This is a genomic window from Flavobacterium galactosi, assembly GCF_048158585.1.
Lineage (GTDB): Bacteria > Bacteroidota > Bacteroidia > Flavobacteriales > Flavobacteriaceae > Flavobacterium > Flavobacterium galactosi.
Window position 1 is genome coordinate 35,093 of record NZ_JBLNKV010000006.1, and the last position, 23,214, is coordinate 58,306.

Annotated in this window: 19 protein-coding genes; 3 read left to right on the plus strand and 16 right to left on the minus strand. The window is 32.5% G+C overall.

The window, feature by feature from the left end:
• Positions 1–17: 17 nt before the first annotated feature.
• Positions 18–446, minus strand: coding sequence for a protease complex subunit PrcB family protein (locus ACM55M_RS13340; RefSeq protein WP_416858156.1), 429 nt, complete (start codon positions 444–446; stop codon positions 18–20).
• 49 nt (positions 447–495) lie between these two features.
• A complete protein-coding gene (gene bshA, locus ACM55M_RS13345; RefSeq protein WP_416858157.1) occupies positions 496–1,629 on the minus strand; it encodes an N-acetyl-alpha-D-glucosaminyl L-malate synthase BshA in 1,134 nt (377 codons plus the stop codon).
• 679 nt (positions 1,630–2,308) lie between these two features.
• Between bshA and ACM55M_RS13350 the strand changes: the two genes are divergently transcribed.
• Complete coding sequence (locus ACM55M_RS13350; RefSeq protein ID WP_416858158.1) at positions 2,309–3,040, plus strand: hypothetical protein; 732 nt, start codon at positions 2,309–2,311, stop codon at positions 3,038–3,040.
• A 271-nt stretch (positions 3,041–3,311) separates the two neighbouring features.
• On the opposite strand, the gene ACM55M_RS13355 is transcribed toward ACM55M_RS13350, so the two are convergent.
• From ACM55M_RS13355 to ACM55M_RS13405, 11 genes are all read right to left on the minus strand, one after another.
• Positions 3,312–5,333: a heavy metal translocating P-type ATPase gene (locus ACM55M_RS13355; protein WP_416858159.1), complete on the minus strand. Its 2,022-nt coding sequence runs from the start codon at positions 5,331–5,333 to the stop codon at positions 3,312–3,314.
• Positions 5,317–6,516, minus strand: coding sequence for an MFS transporter (locus ACM55M_RS13360; RefSeq protein WP_416858160.1), 1,200 nt, complete (start codon positions 6,514–6,516; stop codon positions 5,317–5,319). Before ACM55M_RS13360 ends, ACM55M_RS13355 begins: the two co-directional genes overlap by 17 nt.
• Positions 6,517–6,558: 42 nt before the next feature.
• A complete protein-coding gene (locus ACM55M_RS13365) occupies positions 6,559–7,161 on the minus strand; it encodes a phosphatase PAP2 family protein (protein WP_416858161.1) in 603 nt (200 codons plus the stop codon).
• 18 nt (positions 7,162–7,179) lie between these two features.
• The gene (locus ACM55M_RS13370; protein ID WP_416858162.1) at positions 7,180–9,147 is read right to left on the minus strand and encodes a TonB-dependent receptor plug domain-containing protein; all 1,968 of its coding nucleotides are present in this window, start codon (positions 9,145–9,147) and stop codon (positions 7,180–7,182) included.
• A 78-nt stretch (positions 9,148–9,225) separates the two neighbouring features.
• Positions 9,226–9,555, minus strand: a complete 330-nt coding sequence (locus ACM55M_RS13375; RefSeq protein ID WP_416858163.1) for a DUF6660 family protein — start codon at positions 9,553–9,555, stop codon at positions 9,226–9,228.
• A 25-nt stretch (positions 9,556–9,580) separates the two neighbouring features.
• Positions 9,581–12,577 (minus strand): glycoside hydrolase family 3 N-terminal domain-containing protein, encoded by a 2,997-nt coding sequence (locus ACM55M_RS13380; RefSeq protein WP_416858164.1) that lies wholly within the window; start codon positions 12,575–12,577, stop codon positions 9,581–9,583.
• Between the two features lie 11 nt (positions 12,578–12,588).
• On the minus strand, positions 12,589–13,071 hold the full coding sequence (locus ACM55M_RS13385) for an ABC transporter ATPase (RefSeq protein WP_416851396.1): 483 nt from the start codon (positions 13,069–13,071) through the stop codon (positions 12,589–12,591).
• A gap of 68 nt (positions 13,072–13,139) precedes the next feature.
• Positions 13,140–13,931, minus strand: a complete 792-nt coding sequence (locus tag ACM55M_RS13390; RefSeq protein ID WP_416858165.1) for a (Fe-S)-binding protein — start codon at positions 13,929–13,931, stop codon at positions 13,140–13,142.
• A gap of 82 nt (positions 13,932–14,013) precedes the next feature.
• Positions 14,014–15,345 (minus strand): 4Fe-4S dicluster domain-containing protein, encoded by a 1,332-nt coding sequence (locus tag ACM55M_RS13395; protein WP_416858166.1) that lies wholly within the window; start codon positions 15,343–15,345, stop codon positions 14,014–14,016.
• 4 nt (positions 15,346–15,349) lie between these two features.
• Positions 15,350–16,315 (minus strand): MlaD family protein, encoded by a 966-nt coding sequence (locus tag ACM55M_RS13400; protein ID WP_416858167.1) that lies wholly within the window; start codon positions 16,313–16,315, stop codon positions 15,350–15,352.
• Between the two features lie 50 nt (positions 16,316–16,365).
• Entirely contained in the window at positions 16,366–17,532 is a 1,167-nt protein-coding gene (locus ACM55M_RS13405; RefSeq protein WP_416858168.1) for an N-acetylmuramoyl-L-alanine amidase family protein, read from the minus strand.
• Between the two features lie 83 nt (positions 17,533–17,615).
• Here ACM55M_RS13405 and ACM55M_RS13410 point away from each other — a divergent pair, with 83 nt between their 5' ends.
• Positions 17,616–20,357 (plus strand): putative LPS assembly protein LptD, encoded by a 2,742-nt coding sequence (locus ACM55M_RS13410; protein WP_416858169.1) that lies wholly within the window; start codon positions 17,616–17,618, stop codon positions 20,355–20,357.
• A gap of 123 nt (positions 20,358–20,480) precedes the next feature.
• Entirely contained in the window at positions 20,481–20,861 is a 381-nt protein-coding gene (locus ACM55M_RS13415; RefSeq protein ID WP_416858170.1) for a RidA family protein, read from the plus strand.
• Here ACM55M_RS13415 and ACM55M_RS13420 read toward each other — a convergent pair.
• The 3 genes from ACM55M_RS13420 to gap all read right to left on the minus strand — a co-directional run bounded on the left by ACM55M_RS13420 (position 20,842) and on the right by gap (position 23,212).
• Complete coding sequence (locus ACM55M_RS13420; protein WP_416858171.1) at positions 20,842–21,216, minus strand: methylglyoxal synthase; 375 nt, start codon at positions 21,214–21,216, stop codon at positions 20,842–20,844. The two genes, ACM55M_RS13415 and ACM55M_RS13420, sit on opposite strands and share 20 nt — an antisense overlap.
• A 3-nt stretch (positions 21,217–21,219) precedes the next feature.
• Positions 21,220–22,071, minus strand: coding sequence for an N-acetylglucosamine kinase (locus tag ACM55M_RS13425; RefSeq protein WP_416858172.1), 852 nt, complete (start codon positions 22,069–22,071; stop codon positions 21,220–21,222).
• Between the two features lie 136 nt (positions 22,072–22,207).
• The gene (gap, locus tag ACM55M_RS13430) at positions 22,208–23,212 is read right to left on the minus strand and encodes a type I glyceraldehyde-3-phosphate dehydrogenase (RefSeq protein WP_416851410.1); all 1,005 of its coding nucleotides are present in this window, start codon (positions 23,210–23,212) and stop codon (positions 22,208–22,210) included.
• Positions 23,213–23,214: the final 2 nt, after the last annotated feature.

Here is a 23,214-nt window from a genome sequence, read left to right on the forward strand (position 1 = left end):
GAAATAGTGGCATTTTTTTATTTAATAATGATTTCTTTTTTAGAATTTATCTTAACTACACAAAAAGGATTTGTAAAAGCTTGAGTTACCATGCCGCCTGGTTCAGGTATTGTTTCCTTCACAGTTATAATTATGTTTTTATCTGTTTCTACAACAGTATCAATTCCTATTTTGTATCCTCCAGATGTTTTTTCTCCCATATTCAAAATAATAAAATTAGAATTCTGAATATCATTTGGGCTAATTTTATTTTTTAGATTTTCATCATTCTGCAACATTTTAATTTCGTTTGGCTCCGAAAGAATTTCAAAAAAGCGAATACTTGCTCCACCATCATTTTGTTGGGTTAAGACTTCAAATAAAGGTTTTTTATCTGAGCTTTTTGTGGAAGAAGCGCCACATGAAAATAATAATACAGCAACAAATAATGCAGGGATTTTTTTCATTTTTTTGTTTTTTTAATATATCAGATTAAGAATCTACTTGAAAAGTAACCTATAAATATTTATTTATTGCTTTTTTATATAAGTTTTCATATAAAGGTAAGATGTTTTTAATATCAAACTTTTTAGCAATCGAAAGAGCATTCCCTTTAAATTTATTCAGAGTGGCATCATCTTTTAAAATTTTCAGGGCATTAACCGCCATTTCATCAGTGTTACCTACATCACTCAAATATCCAGATATATCATCAAAATTAACTTCTGACAAGCCTCCTGAATTACTAGAAATTACAGGAACTGACCAAGCCATTGCTTCAAGAGCGGCAAGACCAAAACTTTCGGTTTCAGATGGCAGCAAGAATAAATCTGTATAACTTAATATTTTATCGATTTCATTGCTATTCCCAAAAAAGATCACTTTATCCTGAATTCCTAATTCCTGGCATAGATATTCCGCTTTTTCTTTTTCCGGACCATCACCTACCATCATCAATTTAGCTGGAATTTCTTTTTGAATATTATAAAATATTTTAATGACATCAGGAATTCGTTTTACTTTTCTAAAATTACTGATATGAGTTATTATCCGCTCATTCTCTTTTGCCATTACAGAACGATGACAAGCAATACTGGGATCATTTACGTTTTTATCCAATTCGATAAAGTTTGGAATAACCTCAATTTCATTTTTTATATTAAATAATTTAAGGGTATCATCTTTTAAACTTTGGGAAACTGAAGTAACAAAATCAGATTTATTAATACTGAAGGTTACTGCAGGTTTATAAAAGGGATGATTTCCAACTAAAGTAATATCTGTTCCGTGGAGTGTAGTCACCATTGGGATATTAATGCCTTCATCTTTCAGCATTTGTTTGGCCATATAACCTGCATAAGCATGAGGAATAGCATAATGTACATGCATTAATTCAATTTTATAAAGTTTCACCATATCGACTAATTTGCTAGACAAAGCCAATTCATAAGGCTGATAATGAAACAATGGATATTCAGGGACATTCACTTCGTGGTAATGCACATTTGGATTTAAAAGCGCCAAACGTACGGGCTGACTGTAGGTTATAAAATGTATTTCGTGACCACGTCGTGCCAATTCAAGACCTAATTCTGTAGCGACAACACCACTTCCTCCAAAGGTAGGATAACAAACTATTGCAATTTTCATGTATGTATTTTAATGAAACGAAATTAATAAAAATAGGAATACTTTTATGGAAATTTAAGTTAAATAGTTTTAGCCTTTAAATTTCATTCGTTGAATTCTTACTTATCATAAAATTATTTTTTACACTAAAGGACCTCTTTAAAAATTTATAATAAATAATGCTTATGGTTAGAAACTCAACGCTAGCCAAAAAGATGCTCCCTTGGCAGTTGATGAAGTAACAGTTATGGATATTGCAGAATTAATTACAAACGACAAGATTTGTAAATATATAAAAATGAAGTATCATTAAAGGGTTAAAAACTCTAGCTAGCTTTATCCCTTTTTATTTTTTTTGAACCATCTTTTGGCAAATAAATAATTTATTATTTTGTTAACATTTTTTCCGTTTTTATTATTGATTTAAATCATAAATCTATAAAAATCAACTATTTAACAGTTTTTTTGCCTTACATCGAATATATTTCACTTGTATGTTTATAAAAAGTAGATTTACTCTCGAATTTAAATCTAATAATTATAAGAAAAATACTTTTTCTTCTATTTCTTTCATTTAGTTTATTTACATCTTTTAAGGCTTTTTCTTTTTTAGGGCATCTCTATCCCTGTAGTATTTTTTTTATCAAAGTTATGTGTAGAATTTTAATCTGAATTTTTATTAACTAAATCTTTAAATATTATGAGAAATTTTAAATTATTATCGGTGTTAATTTTGACTATTTTACTTGGGGTAAGTTGTTCTAAAGAGGATGTTGTTCCTACGGCAGAAAATGAATCTGCAACTTTAAATGCAGTAAAAAAATCTTCGAGCTCTTTAACCGCACGGGGAGGAAGTGGCGCCCCAAGCGGAGCGCATTACAATCTGAACATTATTGGAGTCTCAAATCCAAAAACTACTGATATGACCGGAAGCAATGGTGGTCGTATTTTCGTTCCTTTAGCAGGAAGAACAAAGATTATGTTGATAGAAGGTTCTGATTTTTCGGTACTTGATGCCAATGGTACTGATGGCTCCGCAAGTTTCCAATTACCAAACCCTGATCCTGATGGAGATGGAGTATCATCATACTCTATTTATGCTCGTGCACTTGGGACACCAGGAGTAAGCGTAACAATAACAACATGTGCCGATGGTGATTTAACTGATGGATATTATGAAGTATGTTCAGCTGAGCCTTTAACCGTTACGCGAACTAGAGGTGGAGCTCCAAAATTTTCAAATGTAAGTACACAACTACTTACAATCCTTGTCACTGATGATCTTACCCTTCCTGATGGTAGTACATTAAAAGCTGGCAGATATACAATTTTTGATCCTGCTTTAGAAGATTATTTCTGGAAATATGATAACACTGGATTAAAACTCTTGCAGTTAAGATTTTACCCAATAGCAACAGATATAACTCCTTGAGATGAACATTAGAATTTTGAATAAACCCATCGATATATCGGTATTGATGGGTTTATTATTAGCAATTTATTGGAAATACTGGAATCAAGTCCAAAACCTATGGAGAAGTAAATAGTGAGCATAAATATCCGTTAGCTTAAAAAGGAAATATTCAATGTCTCGTACAACACTAATTACAAATCTGTTGTCCTTGCGTTAATATATCTGCACCATCAATTTAAGGATATCGAAATTCGTTTTACAAAAAATTACGTTAAAAATGTTGAGTTAATTAAAATTTCATTCTTTGGATTCTTACAGCATTCAAAATTGCTAATAAAGCCACACCAACATCTGCAAAAACGGCTTCCCACATCGTGGCTAATCCTCCTGCACCCATTATCAAAACGATGAGTTTTACTGAAAAAGCTAAACCAATATTTTGCCAAACAATTTGTTTTGTCTTTTTTCCAATATGTATTGCTGTAAAAATCTTTGTTGGTTGGTCATTTTGAATAACAACGTCTGCTGTTTCTATAGCGGCATCACTTCCTAAACCGCCCATTGCGATTCCCACATCGGCCAAAGCGATCACTGGCGCATCATTTACGCCATCGCCAACAAATGCTATTTTTAAATGCTGCTCTTTTAGTTCTGAAACTTTTTGAACTTTGTTTTCTGGCAATAACTCCCCATAAGCTTGGTCAATATTCAACTCTTTGGCGACAAGCGAAACTATTGCCTGCTTATCGCCAGAAAGCATAATGGTTTTGATATTTAATTTATGTAAGCTCTGAATGGCTTCTTTTGCATCTTCTTTAATTTCATCAGCAATAATAAAATAGCCAACATATTTTTGATTGAGGCCAACTACAATAATTGTAAATGGAATAGTATCAATTTCAGTGTCATAACTGATGTTGAATTTTTTCATTAATTTAGTGCTTCCTACTAAAATTTCCTTTCCATCAACGAGTCCTTTCATCCCAAAACCTGCAATTTCATGCGCTTCAGTAACCACAGTGTCTTTGACAATATCCTTCGCATATTCAATTATAGCTGAACCAACAGGATGTGTCGATTTAGTTTCAATTGCGGCAGTATATTTTACCAAATCAGCTTCCGAAATTCCAATAGCTACAACTTTTTGGACATTAAAAACACCTTTGGTCAGTGTTCCTGTTTTATCCATAACCACAACTTGAATAGCTGCCAAAATATCCAAAAAAGTAGACCCTTTAATTAAAATTCCGTTTTTACTGGCTGCGCCAATTCCACCAAAATAACCCAATGGAATAGAAATTACCAACGCACAAGGACAAGAAATCACCAAGAAAATTAATGCTCTATACAGCCAATCTTTGAAAACATAATTTTCCACAAATAATAATGGAAGCAAACAAATTCCGATGGCCAGAAAAACAACTATTGGAGTGTAGATTTTGGCGAATTTTCTAATAAATAATTCGGTTGTAGCTTTTTTGGCTGTGGCGTCCTGAACCATTTCAAGAATTCTGGATAATTTACTATCGGTAAAAACGGCTGTTACTTCGACTTCAGCGACAGTATTGAGATTAATCATTCCTGCAAGAACCATTTCTCCTTTTGATTTGGTATCAGGTTTACTTTCCCCAGTTAATGCTGCTGTGTTGAAAGTGGCATGATCTGAAAGTAATTTTCCATCCAAAGCTAATTTCTCACCCTGATTTAATTGAATGATTTCACCAATTGTAATATCCGAAGCTTTTTTAGAAATACTTTCCAAACCTTCAATAACATTTGCTGAATCTGGTCTTTGGTCCAATAATGCCTTGATGCTTAATTTAGCTCTTTTTACAGCTAACATTTGGAATAATTCACCGATAGAATAAAACAACATTACGGCAACGCCTTCAGCATATTGGCCAATTCCAAAAGCGCCAAGTGTAGCAATGCTCATTAGAAAAAATTCTGAAAAAATAGCGCCCTTGCGTATACTTTCAAAAGCTTCTTTTAACACTGGCAAACCTACTGGAATATAAGCAACACAAAACCACGCAATCCTAACCCAACCAATAAACCAGGTTTGAGGGAAATAATTATCAAATACAATCGCTGTTAATAGTAATAATAAACTTAGTATTGAAGGCAAAAACATCCTAAAAATACTATCACTCCCATTTGAATGGTCATGGTCGTCGTCATCATCAGAATGATTTTCTCGCTCGTCATGAGAACAACATCCTGGATCTGCGTTCTTTTTATTCACTATTTTTTCTTCTGAAGTGCAACACGATTCATTGTCGTCAGCTTCATGTTTATGTTGGTGTGCCATTTTTAATCATTTTATCTTTTATAAAAAAAGAGAAGTAAATAATAACTAAAAGTGTTACTGCAGCTGAAGTAATAAATGTTGCATTGGCTCCAAATTGATACCAAATCAATCCTGCCAAAGAACTTGCTATTAAAGTGCATATACTTTGAAATCCGGAATAGGTTCCAATTGCTGTAGCGGTATCTTTTTTATCGGAAATATTGCTAATCCACGCTTTTGAAATCCCTTCGGTTGTGGCTGCATAAACTCCATAAATAAAAAAGAGCACCGCAATCGCATAAATACTTTTACTGAAAGCCATTCCAAAATAGACAATGGCAAATAAAGACAATCCAAATATAAACATCTTTTTTAAACCTATTTTATCTGCTAAAATACCTATTGGAAATGCAGAAAGTGCATATACTAAATTATAAAAAATATACACTCCAATTACGTTTGTATCATTAAGCCCCGCTTGTTTCGCTTTTAATAACAAAAAAATATCAGAACTATTAAATAATGTAAAGGCCAATAATCCGACTACTACTTTCCGATATTGTTCCGGACTTGTTTTCCAGTAATTAAGAAACGAGAAAAAGGAGGTAGGCTTTTTTTCGATTGGATGGATTTTAATTTTGTCTTTAAGTAAGAATGATGCCAATACAGCAAGCAAACCCGGAATAAAAGCGATATAAAAAAGCGCTTTGTATTGTTGTGGATAAAAATACAGATAAATTAAAGCGACAACGGGTCCTAAAACCGCACCCAAAGTATCCATCGATCTGTGGAATCCAAAAATTTTACCTTTGGATTCAGCCGTAGCCTCATCCGATAAAATAGCATCCCTTGCCCCGGTACGAATTCCTTTTCCGAAACGATCGAGGGCTCTTGCAAAAAATATCCAAAGTGGAAAAATAAATACTGCCATCATGGGTTTTGAAACAGCACTTAAACTATAACCCAGTTGTACAAAGGGAACCCGTTTTCCGGAATTATCAGATAACTTTCCAAAATAGCCTTTGCTCAACCCTGCCAAAGCTTCAGCAAATCCTTCCAAAACACCAATTAATACAATTGAAAAACCAATGGTTTTAAGGTAAATAGGCATTATAGGATACAGCATTTCACTTGCAGTGTCTGTAAACAAACTTACCAATGATAATACCCAGACTGTTTTTGTTATGTATTTCAGTATTTTCATTTTGCATCTTTTTTAAATGATAATTTCATTCCTAAATAGCAATTACCTATCCTTTTTAGACCTTTTCCTGTTAAGCCATTTATTAGCTTTATAGGCTATATAAGCGGAACCACTTCCTATGATTGCTCCGGCCAAAACGTCACTGGGATAATGAACTCCTAAATGCATCCTAGAATATCCTACTGCACCCGCCCAAACAAAAGACGGTGCAATAACATACCATTTAGGATAAGCCATACTTAATGATGTTGCTGTTGCAAAAGCCAACGAAGTATGACCAGAAGGAAATGAATAACCTGGAGCCGAAGTCTCTTTTTCAATATCTGAATACGTATCAAATGGGCGCGCTCTTTTTACGGTATGTTTTAAAGCAGTTGTAATAAATGCTGAAACTAGAAACGTTTCTCCAATAAAAATCGCCTGCTTTTTGATTGTACTGTCTTTCTTTATCAATCCTACGGAATAAATGATAATAGGAGTTGCAACACTAAATGGAACTGCAGTATTAGTAACGAACTTAAAAGTGGGATCTAAATTCTTATTTCTATTGCCGTTAATATCACGTAGAATATTTATATCTATATTTTGGGCATTCCCAAAAGTTATCCATAAAAAGAACAATAACAAACAGTGTATTTTCCGCATTTTAGGAAATATTTTATTTTATAATTTTATTTTCACCCCGCCATTACATACAAACCCTTCTGTATGAGTCCAAATTTCATCAAAAGTAGGATTATTATGTGGTTCGTTTACTACTCTTTTATAGTTACTTTGTTTCACATCCGTAAAATTTTCAAAATTGATGAAAAATGAAAAATGTTTCCACAGCGTTTTTTCAGCCATAAAACCAAATTCCCAAAAACTAGGGGTTTGAGTGCTATTAGAAAGAAACTGTTTGTCTGTAAAATAGCCTTCTAACCCCAATTTAAAATTGTTTTCTTTCTCATAAATTAAAGCCAGGTTCAATTTGTTTTTTGGTAACAAAGGTAAAAATTGATTGACGGTTAAATATTTTGCTTTGGCATCTGTAAAAGTATAACCGGCAAAAAGTTTGAAATCTTCTTTAAAAATAAATTTTACATTCGTTTCAAATCCTTTGCTGACAATAGGCTGCGATGCATTAATAAAAAATAAATTATCGCCTTCTTTTTCTAAAATCATAGGTTTATTAATCCGGGTTCCAAAAAACATTTGGTTAATGCTAAATAACAAATCTTCTGAAATCGAAGTTTTGTAATTAACATCTACCGTTCCCCCTATGCTTTGCTCTGCTTTTACATTATTCAAAGCTAAAACATTTTGGTATTGGTTTTCTTCTGTTTTCTCGGTAAAAATAGTTGGAATTTTATATCCAAAACCACCACCAATTCTGGAAGACCATTTAGCATTAATTTTGAATACTGCTGCTATTTTGGGTAGAAAGAATGTCTGGTTTTTTGAAAAATTTGTATTGGAATAATTCACATTGTCAATCCGCAGCCCATTTTCTAATTTTATTTTTTCGCTAATATCCCAAGTATCTTGAATATAAACACCGGTGGTAAATGATTTGGCATCTAAAGCCGAACTGTTCTTTTGTTTGAAATTGTCGTACATTAAATTCATCCCTCCAATAACCGTATGTTTTTCTTTGTTCCAAAGATAGGAAGCATCGGTAAATGCATTCGTGTTAAACCCCGAAAATTGATAATTGGGAATTTTAATTTCTCTGTCAAAAAAACTTAAACTTTGTTTGAACTTGAAACTATTTTTATTTTCAAATTTTTTATCAAATTCAACAGTAGTCGTATTTCTTATCGTTTCGTTTTGCTCAAAATAAACGTGATTCCCGTCTGAATTACCATTTATTGCTTGTATATCGCCTCCTTTCATATTTCCTTTGGTAAGACTATTGCCAATCATCAAACTGGTGCTTTGGTTTGGATAATAAAAAAAGCGGGGATTGATCGTAAAATTATTGGATTTCGGAACTTCCGAAAAATCATCATGATCCACATCATACAGCTTTTGAAAATTTACCAAACCTAAGATTGCGTAACCAAACTTTCCTTTTCGTTGCGATGCATAGATTCCCACATTGGTTTGGCCAATATTAGATTGGTTCAAAATAAAATTATATTCTGCTTTCTCTTTTGGGGTTTTAGAAATAAAATTAATAGCACCGGCAATGGCTCCGCCCCCATAGAGTGTTGAGGCGGGACCTTTTATAACTTCTACTTGTTTTAGATCCAATGGCGGAATTTCTAAAATACTCAATCCGCTGGCAAAATTACCAAAATTTGGATACCCGTCTTTAAGTAATTGCGTATATCGTCCGTCTAAACCTTGCACCCTAATACTAGCATTACCACTTGTGGCCGATGTTTGTTGCACTTGTAAGCCAGTACTTTCGTGTAAAACCATACTCACATTGGCTGGTCTCATATTGGCTTTTTCGTCTAACTCTTCGGCATCAATTGTTTCTATTCTTGTGGGTGTATTTATAATGGTTCGACTGGTTCTTGTCGATTGTATAATTACTTCATCGAGTTCCTCTTCTTTTTGCTTTATACTATCTTTTGGAATTTCTTGGCTATAGGTTACGCCAAAATTAGCTGCTAACAGAAGTAGCATTATTATTTTTTGCATTTGTAAATTGTAATTAAGTGACTGAAATAATAGATTATGGAATCAATTCATAAATTGAAATGATTTTCATGGAAAAAACTATATTACATTACTTGCTTTTGGCGGTTGCCAAATCGTTCCGTTGAAGTTAGAAACAAACTTTTGAATATAAAACGTTCTTTCTTTTCCTGCTTGAGAAACAGGCTGCGCAGGGATTGAAAAAGAATCACTGTCGTGAAATACAATTTGTTGGCCACAACAAGAACAAATACAAAAAGGCGAACAAATTTCTTGATGATTATCCTGCTTTTGTTCGTGTTCAAGAATAGTTATTCCACTATTAGAATCATTATTATACTCTATGTCTACGCAAGGCATAAAGGAAAGTATAATGAAGTAAATTGATAATATGAAGTTGACTATTCTCATCTAGATGCAAATATAGCTATAATCATTATTTAACAATAGACTCGTAAATTACTTCTTGGATATCTTCTCGAATATTTTCTTTAGACAATCTATTTTCTGCTGCAACCGGAAAAGTTCTATTGGACAAAAACACATAAACAATTTGTGTTTCAGGATCAGCCCAAGCCATTGTACCTGTATAACCGGTATGTCCAAAACTTGTCATGGAAGCACAACCGCATGTAGGTCCTGCAGTACCCAATTGAGGTTTATCAAAACCGATCCCTCTCCTATTCCCTGCAGCGCAAAAATAACAAGTATTAAAATCATTGAATGTTTTTTCGGAAAAATACTGGTGATTCCCATAATTTCCTTTTTGCAAATACAATTGCATAATTTTAGCTACATCCATTGCATTAGAAAAAACACCGGCATGTCCTGAAACACCACCTTCTAAAGCTGCCGATAAATCATTGACATAACCCTGCAAAATTTGATGACGGAAATAAGTATCTATTTCTGTTGGAGGAATTCTGTTTTTATCAAACTTATTCAATGGATTAAAAGTCGAATTATTCATTCCGAGTGATTGATAAAAATTTTCTTGAATTAAATCATCTAATTTTTTACCTGTTGTATTTTCTAAATAATCTTTAAGAATCATGAAAGTAAGATCACTGTATTTGTATTCTTTTTTTAATGACAATTTACTTTTGACAATCATTTTCATTATTGTGTCATGAAAATCATTTCTTATAAAAAGACTATCTCCCATTTTTTTAGAAAACTGCTCCTCAGAAATTTTTCTAAAATAGGTTTCAGAAGGAAATTTCGACTTATCTATTGTAGCTTTATAAAAAGAAAGCCCAGCAACAAGTCCAGCATAATGTGACAATAATTCCTTGAAATGAATATCTTCTTTATTCGAGTTTTTAAAGATTGGAGACATCGTTCCCAATGTCGTTTCCATATTAATTTTTTGCTGATCATATTGTTGCATCACATTTGGTAAAGTAGCCAGAATCTTTGTTAATGATGCGACATCATAAATATCTGAATCCAAAACCTTCAAATCATTATTGTAAGTGTGATAGCCGAATGATCTTTGGTAAATTACTTTCCCTTTTCTAGCCACAAGTATTTGAATTCCAGGAGTCATTTTAGCACTAATCGCTTTATTCGCAAGAATATCAATTTTTGATAAAACAGCAGAATTCATCCCTACATTTTCTGGAGTCGTAAATCCCAATCGGTTCAATTTTTCAGTTGCTAAGCCATCATTAACTTTGAAATTTGTATTTATTGACACTGGTAATTTTCCTTTGGCTTCAATGGCTCCAAAAATTAATTCGGCAGAAACCACTTGTGCAATATCACTATTTTGATAAGAAACTACCAATCCTTCGATAGCATCAAAATAGGTAATCGGCAATAAGGAATAGGGCTTAGCAAAAATATCCAGAATGACATTATTATTTCGGGCTAAATAATTGATTTTAAACAATTCATCCGAATTTAATTCCCCATTTTTAAAAGCGATGTCAGATTTATGATATCCTATTATAACCGTTGTAAATGGCTTCAATTTCACTTGTAAACTGTCCAGGTTAGTATCCGAAATGACAGTTACATCTGCATATTTTTTTAGAGTAGAAATAAAAGAATTGTTAGTATCATCTCCTATTTTTACATAAGCTATTTTTTGTTTGTCCAAATTTTTAATCGGTAAAACAGAAGCAGTATTTTTTAAAACTGTAATGGCATTTTCATACAACTGATATTGTAAAGCTTCATTATCTTCTGAATTTAAATCTTTAAACAAAGTAGCTGTTTCAATAGGTTTATAAGAATTTAAGCCTGCCTTATATTTGAATTTCAGTATTTTCTTCACAGAAAAAGCCAATCTTTCCTCACTAATTAAATTAGCCGAATACCCAATTTTAAATTTATCAATTGCTAAGGGAACATTCTCAGGAAATAATAAGATATCATTTCCAGCCATAAATGCTTCAAAATTTATTTCACTTGGTATATTGGAATTACTTATTGCCTTCATGTTCAAAGCATCAGTAAAAATAAGTCCTTTAAAACCTAATTGCTTTTGAAGAATATTCGTTACCACATTATAGGAAATCGATGAAGGATAATTAGCTCTTGATTCTAAACTAGGGACATTTAAATGTGCCACCATGACAGAAGAAAGCCCTTCGTAAAACATTTTTTTGTAAGGGTAAAACGCTACTTGTTCTAAATTTTCTTTGGAAGCATTAATTGTGGGCAATCCTTTATGGGAATCCATCTCTGTGTCACCATGACCCGGAAAATGCTTTCCTGTAGAAAACACTCCTTGGCTTTGAACTCCTTTCATTAATGCAATTGCTCTTTCAGTAACCTTATATTTATCCTCCCCGAAAGAGCGAAAACCTATAATTGGATTTTTCGGATTAGTATTAATATCAAGTACTGGGGCAAAGTTAAATTGCAAACCCAATCGCTTACTTTGTTGTCCCATTTGAATACCAACTTTCTCTATCAATTTCATATCCTGGATGGCTCCAAGAGTCATATTCCAAGGATATCTAGCCGTTGAATCCAATCGCATATTTAAACCCCATTCCGCATCATTACCAATAAATAATGGAATTTTGGACTTGGCTTGAAAATGATTGGTAAGATTTGCTTGACGGACCGGACCACCTTGAAAGAAGATTAATCCTCCAATTTTGTTTTCCTTTATAAGTTTATCAATAGCGTTGAAATGTACGGTATCTTTGTTAGAATAAGCTGCAACCATAAATAATTGTCCTATTCTTTCGTCTAGATTCATTGCATTGTAAACACTATCTACCCATTTATTACCTTCGGGTGATATTTCAAAAAGCGTTGGAATATTGCTTGGACTTTTACTATCAAGATTTTCTGTTACAGACGGAGTGCTGGTTAGAATTACTTTAGGCTTATTAATTTTTGTACCAACACAACTAGCGGCAACAAAAAGAAATAGGACATAAAATAAAACAATTCTTATACCTATTTTTTTCATTGAACTATTTTTTAAAAAAAGCGACTATGCCAGCTATCCATGGCTGGAACTTCCCAAGATTCATTGTATTCTTCTATATTATTAACCAAATTATTGAAAACAATTGTGTTTTCAGTAACGGCTTTATCTTTTACCATTTTCTTAAAATCAATTAAAGGCTTGTGAGCAATATGTTCCCCTAATTTGAAAGTCACATTCATTTTATCCAATAAATCGACATTATATTTTTGTTCTAAACTTTGGATAAATTCTACAGAAGAATCTATAGAACAACCCGTTGCGGCCTGAACATCCTGATCTACTGCAATAATAATAAATCGGTTGTATTTTAATTGGTATGATGATTCTAAACTGGTACCATGTGCAGCCCAACCTTCAAGAAAGGATTGCAAGGCAGTTTCTATTTCAGAAAATTCGGCGTCCGAAAACTTTCTGTTCGATTGATAAATCCAGATTTTGGATTCTTCGGGTAAATTTTCAAATGGAACGTACATGATATTTAATTATAAATTATGAACTATAAATTTAAATGAAAAATAATAAATATTGAATCAATACTTTATTACAAATCTTGGGCGTTAGCAATTAATTCGGCAATGTCCATAACTTTTACATCGCTTTCCTTTTCTTTATTCTTTATACCATCAGTCATCATAGTATTACAAAAAGGACAACCTGCAGCAATAATTTCTGGTTTTGTTTCTAACGCTTCTTCAGTTCTCTCAACGTTTATTTCCTTGTTCCCAGGTTCAGCATCTTTAAACATTTGAGCTCCACCTGCGCCACAACATAACCCATTGACTTTAGAACGTTTCATTTCCACTAATTCGGCATCCAGTTTAAGAATCAACTCTCTAGGAGCTTCGTATACATTATTGGCTCTACCTAAATAACAGGGATCATGAAAAGTAATTCGTTTTCCCTTGAATTGTCCTCCCTCAATGGTCAATCTTCCCGTATCCAGCAAAGATTTTAAAAATTCCGTATGATGAATCACTTCATATTTCCCACCTAATTCCGGATACTCATTTTTAAGCGTATTAAAACAATGTGGACAAGCTGTAACAATTTTCTTTGCTTCGTACCCATTGAGAACTTCAATATTCATCATCGCCTGCATTTGGAATAAAAACTCATTTCCAGCTCTTTTTGCAGGATCGCCAGTACAACTTTCTTCGGTACCCAGAACTGCAAAAGAAACATTAGCACGATTCAAGATTCGTACAAATGCCTTCGTTATTTTTTTGGCTCTATCGTCAAAACTTCCTGCACAACCTACCCAAAATAAAACTTCAGGTTGTTTTCCTTGAGCTAGCATTTCGGCCATGGTTGGCACTATTAAACTTTCTGACATAATATTTTGTTGATACGGTTATTCGTTGATTTGATTGTTCGCGTAAGCGTTAATTTGTTTATTCCGTTTATCAGTTAAACAATTATTCATTTTTCCAATTCAAACGATCCTGTTGATTGTATTGCCAAGGTGCTCCATTGTTTTCTATATTGGTCATCATTGCATTTATAGGCATTGGTGCTGCACTTTGCTCCATTACTAAATAGCGTCTCATATCAATAATAATAGAAAGAGGGCTTATACTTACTGGACATTCCTCTACACATGCGTTACATGAAGTACATGCCCAAAGTTCTTCAGGTGTAATATAATCATTCAATAATGTTTTATTATCTGGAACAAAAACACCTTTATTAGCATCTATATTTCGTCCTACTTCTTCCAGTCTATCCCTCGTATCCATCATTATTTTACGAGGAGATAATTTTTTCCCGGTTATATTGGCAGGACACGAAGACGTGCAACGACCACATTCAGTACACGTATAAGCATTCAATAATTGTACCCAATTTAAATCCTGAACATCACTGGCTCCAAACTTAGCTGGCGCTTCGTTTTCGTTAACTGGTGCTGCAGCAAATGGATCAGCGTTAGGATCCATCATCATCTTTACTTCTTTAGTAACTGATTCTAAATTATCAAATTGACCTTGCGGGTTTAAATTTGCAAAATAGGTATTTGGAAAAGCCAATAATATATGTAAGTGCTTTGAAAAATACAGATAGTTCATAAAAATCAAAATACCCGTAATATGCAACCACCAAAATATTTCTGTAAGAAGCATTACTAACTCATTTGACATTCCATTAAATAATGGCGCAATAAATTGACTTACAGGAAAAGAACCTGCTTTGACAAAATGAGAAAATCCACCGGGTATATTTTGCAAGTGTAAATCAGAAGCATTCATTAATAAAAATAACGTCATCAAAACAACTTCAAAATAAAGAATATAATTAGCATCTTTTTTAGGAGAACCCTCTAAATCAGAACTTGAAAATCGTTTCAATTTGATTATATTTCTTCTGATCCAAAAAGTAAAAACGGCAACTAAAACTAAAAGAGCCAATATTTCAAATGAAGCAATCAATACATTATAAGCAGTTCCCAAAAAAGCAAAAACTCTATGTGTACCAAGAAGCCCATCAATAATTATTTCCAATAACTCTATATTGATAATTATAAATCCTACATAAACAATAATATGAAGTATTCCTGCAACAGGTCTTTTTACCATTTTAGATTGTCCAAGAGCAATCATAGCCATATTTTCCCAACGCACTTTTGCATTGTCTTTACGGTTTACTGCTGCACCAAGATTTATGTTTCGAATGATTTTTTTTATATTCATATAAAAATAACCAAAACCGATAGCTAATATTATGGCAAATAATATATTGTCTAAATAGCTCATATTGCTAGTTTTTTTCTTTTACTATCGTATCATATTTTGGAGCAACGTAAGGTTTATTTTTCTTTCCAAATAAAGAAACATTAACATATCTTGTAGGAGCTAGTCTTATATCTTGCAATAATAATTCTAATTCTTTTGTTGTTGCTTTGATATTTTCGTAGAAGGCCTCATCGTGTAATAATTTACCGACAGAACCTTTTCCTGATTCTAAACCGATCATAATACCATCAACTCTTGCTAACGTTTTATTTAGATTTTTAACAGTTTTTCCTAAATCTGCTTTATTCAATGAATCAGATATTTTAGAAAAATCACCCGTAATTTTATTAAAATTCTTCACAGCTCCTTGTATTTGAACTTTATTGTCATCTAACAAAGTATTAACACTTACGGTAGCTTTATGAAATTGCTCGATAGTCTTACTCAACTCCGCTAAGCTAACTTTCAAATTCTCTTGACCGTTGTTATCCAAAACATTGTTAATTCCTGATATCAATTTATCAGTATTCGTCATTATCTTTTCTAATTTTTCCTGAAGTGGTGCCAGTTGATCACCTACTTTATCGGTAAGTCCTAATTTTGTGTCTCCTCGTAATTTTTGTCCATCAACGGCTAGCGTTTTATCATTAAAATTCGGAATAATAGCAATTTGTTTTCCACCAATAAATCCAGGCTCATAAATCGAAGCGGTACTGGATTTTGAAATAGGAAAGTCAGTTTTCAGCTGTAATTCAACCATTAAATTACCGGTCCCCTCATTTATTGTAATACTGCTTACTTTACCTATCACTAAACCATTTAAAGTTACAGGAGCCGATGCAGCTAAACCTTCTACACTTTTATATTCAACATAAAATGTTTTGTAATTTGTAAAAAGATCTCTTCCTTTTAAAAAACTATATCCCCAAATGAATAATAAAATAGATGCAATGACTAATATAGCAGTTTTAATTTCTCTCGTTATTTTCAAAATGTATTTTTTTTTGCAAAATTAATATAAAATATTTTAACTTATAGTTATTATTTTAAAGCTTCTTGAATACTAATTTTTTCTCCATTTTTAAATGCAATTAAGAAAGCAGAATCATATCCTTTCTCTTTTGCTTCTTGTAATTGTTTTTTGGCCTCATCATAATCTGAAGTTTCTCCATACATATATTTGTAAACTCTGTTATCATAATCTACAGATATATTTTTTAATCCTTTAAAGTTTTTAGGAGCTAATTCCACTTTCCTTACACTTGCAGAAAGTTGTACCTTGAATAAAGTAGCGGAACTGTCATTGCTTTTTGTTGGTTTTTTAAGTTCGCTGGAATTGAAATTTATTTTTGTTTTTGATGGAGATGATGTATCTCTTATAGGTTTCTCAATAATTTTTTGTGATGGTCTTACGTCAATCATCTCCGTTTCTCCATTTCCATAATAATCCCTTCTATAACTTACGATTGCATCTGCTATAGCTCTGGCAATATCATTCTGACCTACTTCTGAGTCTAAAAGATTTCCTTCAGTAAAATTAGAAATAAACCCCATTTCAATTAATATTCTCGGCATATACGCTTTGTGCAGCACCATATAAGGCGCTTGTTTCACTCCTCCACCTCTAATTTTTTTTCCTAAGCCCTCAAATGCATCTTCAACTTTACTTGCCAATGAAATACTGTTATCTAAATACTCCTCTTGCATCAAAGTCATCCCTATCATCGTTTCAGGAGAATTTGGATCAAAACCTTCATATTTTTGTTTGTAATCTTTTTCTAAAGTAATAACGGAATTCTCTTTTTTAGCGGCTTCTAGGTTTGAAGCTACTTTTGTCATACCCATTACATACGTTTCGGTCCCATCAGCGGCAGTATTTCTATTAGCGTTACAATGTATAGAAACAAAAATATTAGCATCGGCACGGTTTGCAATGTTGGCTCTTTCTACTAAATCGATAAAAACATCCGTTTTTCGTGTGTAAATCACATCCATTTTAGGCATCGCTTCTAAAATCCTTCCAACTTTCAATACAACTGCCAAAGCTATATTTTTTTCAACATGTCCATTATAAACAGCTCCAAAATCATGAGCACCATGGCCTGCATCTAACGTTACTTTAAATATATTCGATTGACTGTAGCCGGTAAAAGAAACTATCGTCAGAAGAAGTGTAAATGTTGTTTTTATTTTATATGAAATATGCATAAATTTAAAAGTTAATTTTAATTAAAACACTACGGCTATAAATTCTTTATTTGATTATTTTTGCCAAAAAATAATATGTAAGTTTGACATGTCAAAAAACAAGCCATAATTTTACAAAAATAGCATTTAAACCTTTGCATACAAACTTATTTAATATCGTTTTATTATCAATTTTCCTAACAATAGGAACTGGTAAACTATATTCTCAAGATATAACAAAAAAAACAACAGGTATACCTACTAAAAAGCAAATAGACACCTCTAAATCCGTTGTTAACAATGCCGAAAAATCGACTGAAATTATAAATAAAGAGACCGATTCAATAAAAAAAGACAGTATCAAACCCAAAAAAGCATTTCTTGACGGAAAAGTAAAATACAGGGCTGAAAAATATGTAAAAATAGATCAGAAGAAAAAACTCATTACTTTATACGATAAAGCAGAACTTTACTACCAAGATATAGAATTGACATCAGGGATAATCGTCATGGATTATGAAAAAAACGAAGTCTATGCTGGTCGAATAAAAGATTCTACGGGAGCATATACACAATATCCTAATTTTAAACAAGGCGCAAATGTGGTTGAACCGGACTCGATTCGTTTTAATTTTAAAACAAAAAAAGCTTTGATCTGGAATTCCAGAACAGATCAGGGAGAATTTAAAGTAAAAGCAGCTATTACTAAAAAAGAAAACGATTCGGTTTATTTCCTTAAAGGTGCCCGTTTTACCACATCAACAAATTTAGATAATCCGGAGTACTATTTCCAAACCAGCAAAGTGAAATTTATTCCTGGCAAAAAAGTTATTACAGGTCTAACCAATATGGTTATTGCAAATGTCCCAACACCAATAGCTTTGCCTTTTGCTTTTTTTCCAATGAGCAAAGAAACCAGCATATCCGGATTGATTTTACCAAGTTACAATGATTCTAATACAAGAGGTTTTTCTTTGCAAAATGGAGGTTATTATTTTGCCCTGAGCGATAATTATGATTTAACGGTTTTAGGAGATTATTATACTAATGGTAGTTATGGACTGCGATTTGAATCAAGTTATGCCAAACGGTATAAATATCGTGGTAATATAAATGTAAGATTTGAAAATTTAATCTCAAGCGAAAGAGGATATCCAGATTACTCCAAACAGAAAATTTATAATATCCAATGGTCTCATTCTAAAGACACTAAATCAACCCCAAACTCTAGTTTTTCTGCTTCGGTAAATCTTGGAAGCAGTAAATATTTTAGGCAATCTATAAATCAGGCCAATGTAGGTTCTAATCTTAATAATACATTAAGTTCGTCGATTTCTTATAGTAAAACATTCAATTCAGTACCGCAAGTTAGAATGTCATTGACTGCAACACATTCTCAAAATACTCAAACTGAAGAAATCAATATGACTTTACCAACACTGCAATTAAGTGTGGATCGTATATATCCTTTTGTTGGGAAAGACGGTCTCAAAAAAGGGTTCTTTAAAAATATCAATCTACAATATAATTTAAACGGCAGAAACAGCATCGTTACCAATGACTCTTTATTTTTTAAACCTCAAATGTTCAGAGATGCAAAAAATGGTATTGAACACACTATTCCGTTAAGTACCAATTTTAAATTATTCAAATATTTCAGTGCTTCCTCCTCTTTCAATTATAAAGAAGTTTGGTACACAAAAACGATTAAAAGAAGTTATGATAACGACCAAAGCAAAGTTGTTGATAATATCGTCAATGGTTTTGATGCCTTCAGAACGTACTCAATGTCATCAAGTTTAGGGACTACCATATACGGAACATTTAATTTTGGAGACGACAAAAAAATAAAATCGATTCGACACGTGATGCGTCCCTCTGTTTCGTATGGTTATACTCCAAGTTTTGAAAAATATTATGATACCTATGCCTCAGATGCAACAGGGACCATGACAAAACAATATTCTCGATTTGAAGCTGGGATTTTTGGAGCACCAGGCATATCAAATTCAAATAACTTAGGTTTTGATTTAAGCAATACTTTTGAAGCTAAAGTTACTGATAAGGACAGTACTAAAGTGGAACCAAAAAAGATAATGCTACTAAACAATTTAAACCTTTCAACCAGCTATAATCTTAATGCTGATGGCAAAACGTCTCTTGCTTGGTCACCAGTAAGAGTAAGCGGCGGAACCCAACTTTTTGAAAACAAAATGAATGTAAATTTTGGAGCTACTTTAGATCCTTATGCAATTGATAATTCAGGTGCCAGAATTAATGTTTATAATATTGATAATGGCGGAAGTCTATTTAGAATGACAAGTGCAAATATGACTTTAAATTATGCTATTTCAAGCAAAGAAAAAGATAAAACTAAAGATAAAAACGTTCAAAGCGAAAGAAATGGTGGTCGGGAAGATGATCTATTTGGAACAAATACTGATTTAAACGATAGCCGAAAAAGTCAATTTGATGAAACTGATGAAGGTGAAGATAAAATTTCTGAATTTTTTAAATCTGAACTGCCTTGGGACATGACGTTTGCCTATTCACTCACTTACGGAAATAACAATAGAGAAAAGAAGATTATTGGTAATTCCATAATGATCTCTGCAAATGCAGATATAACTCCTAAATGGAAAGCAGGCGTATCAACAGGTTATGATTTTGTACAAAATGGAGTTACATTTACCCAGCTTCGTTTTGAAAGAGATTTATTAAGCTGGAGAATGGATTTCAATTGGACACCTTTTGGGTCAAATGCCAATTGGGGCTTTTTCATTGGGATAAAATCAGGTGTATTAAGTGATATAAAATGGGATAAACGAAGTAATACAAATAGATAATTACTTGGACCCATTCTTGAATAAAATAAATATTGAAAATTTTCATTCTATCCAACAGACTATTTTAAGAAGATTAAAATAACTTTATATTGCCTTTCAAACATAAATCAATACATCAATTTTATGAAAAAGATAATTTTAACCGAAAATGCTCCTGCACCAATTGGCCCATACAACCAAGCAGTTCTTAAAGGAAATACACTGTATACATCCGGCCAAATTGCAATAAATCCAGCTACAGGGGAATTAGTTACCGCTACTATTGGAACCGAAACCGAACAAGTCATGCAAAACATGAAAGCAGTTTTAGAAGCTGCAGGAATGACATTTGAAAACGTAGTAAAAACTACAATATTTATAATGGACATGAATGATTTTGGAAAAATAAATACCGTTTACGGTTCTTATTTTAACGAAAAAACCGCTCCAGCTCGTGAAACGGTTCAAGTGGCATGTTTACCAAAAAATGTAAATGTAGAAATTTCTATGATTGCAATGCTATAGCATTTAGCAGTAATTGTGCCGTTGCCTCATTTGTAGCCAATGGCACATTATGTACATCACAAACACGAATTAGCATATTGATATCAGCTTCATGAGCATGGCTTGACAATGGATCTTTAAAAAAGAAAACCATTTGAGTTTTACCTTCAGCAACTCTGGCTGCAATTTGAGCATCACCTCCTAGAGGACCTGAAAGCATTTTTATTACTTTGAAACCTGAATTTTCAGCTTTACCTCCAGTTGTTCCAGTTGCAATTAACCTTATTTTTTCTTCTTGTAAAACAGCTTTGTTTTTTTCTAAAAACTGAACTAAATCAGCTTTTTTACCATCATGTGCAATAATTGCAATTTCCATAAATTATTTATTTGCTATATGATACGCAATAAGTCCATCAATTGGTCTTCTTAGTACGTTACCTAATTTCAATTCATATTTGTCGAAAGTCTCTTGCAATTCATCTTTCAAATAAAATGCAATTGAACCTACAAAGTGAACGGGTACTTCTTTGCAATTATCATATTGTTTAATATAATTTTTTACAAAAGATTTCATTCCTTTGAAAATTATTTTTCTACAAAACTCAGTCTCTTTATGCTGAATTAAGAACTTAGCAAATGTTGCTAAATAAGCATTTGGATTTGGTTCTTTATATAATTTGCTTTTAACGGAGTCTGGATCTAAATCGTATTCTTTTTCAAATTCTACAGCCAATTCTTTTGGCATTTTATTGAAATAATATTTTCTTATTAATTCTTTTCCAAAAACATTACCACTACAATCATCCATTACTATATAACCCAATGATTGAACTTTTTGATGCAATTCTTTTCCATCAAAATAGCTACAGTTAGATCCGGTTCCTAGGATACTGACAATCGCTTTTTCACCTTTAGGTGTTGTAGCATATACCGCAGCATAAGTATCCTCTTCCACTACAATAATTGCGTTAGGGAAATAGTTTTGAAAAATTTGTGAAAGTGAAATTTTCATTCTTTCAGTTCCACACCCAGCACCATAAAAAAATAAATGTGTGGCTTCTTTTTTATTTTGTAAAATATCAAAACGATCATTTAAACGTTCGATAATTTCATCTCCATCTAAAATTTCTGGATTCAACCCTAATGTTTGTGTGGTAAACAATACTTTTCCGGCATCGTCTATCGCAATCCAATCGGCTTTGGTAGAACCGCTATCAACTAATAATCTCATTTTTTTTGGCTTTTTGGTTTTTTGTATTTCGTTTTGCTTACTTAAAATGCATGCAGTATAAAATTTGCATTTAAAAAGTGAACAAAAAATAAAATCCCGTTAAATATAGTATAACGGGATTTGTAAATATAAAGAATTATTTTAAACCTGCAATGTGTACAGATAAATCAATTAATTTGCTAGAATAACCATATTCATTATCATACCAAGAGATGATTTTGAAGAAAGTAGAGTTCAATCCAATTCCAGCATTAGCATCAATGATAGATGTTCTTGAATCAGAAACGAAATCTTGAGAAACAACTAAATCTTCCGTATATCCTAAGATACCTTTCATTGTAGTTTCAGAAGCATTTTTCAATACAGCCATAATTTCTTCGTAAGTAGTTTCTTTTTCAACTTTTACAGTTAAATCAACTACAGAAACATCAGTTGTAGGAACACGCATTGACATACCAGTTAATTTTCCGTTCAATGAAGGAATAACTTTCCCTACTGCTTTAGCAGCACCTGTAGAAGATGGGATTATGTTACATGAAGCAGCACGTCCACCTCTCCAGTCTTTTCTAGAAGGACCATCAGTAGTCATTTGAGTTGAAGTTGTTGCGTGAACAGTAGTCATTAACGCTTCAACAATTCCAAAATTATCATTAATAACCTTAGCTAATGGAGCTAAACAGTTAGTCGTACAAGATGCATTAGAAACAACCATATCAGTTGCTAAAGCTTCTTCATGGTTTACTCCCATTACAAACATTGGAGCATCCGCAGAAGGAGCAGAAATAATTACTTTTTTAGCACCACCTTTGATGTGCTCGTTTGCTGTTTCAATAGTGGTAAAGAAACCAGTACATTCAGCAACTACATCAACATCAACTTCATTCCATTTTAAATCTGCAGGATTTCTTTCAGCTGTAATACGGATGTTTTTTCCGTTTACAAAAAGTTTACCTTCTTTTACTTCTACAGTTCCATTGAAACGACCGTGAACTGAATCATATTTTAATAAATAAGCTAAATGATCTACATCTAATAAATCGTTGATAGCTACAACTTCTACATTATCTCTGTTGAAAGACTCTCTAAAAACAATTCTTCCTATTCTTCCAAAACCGTTTATTCCTAATTTTACTTTTGACATTT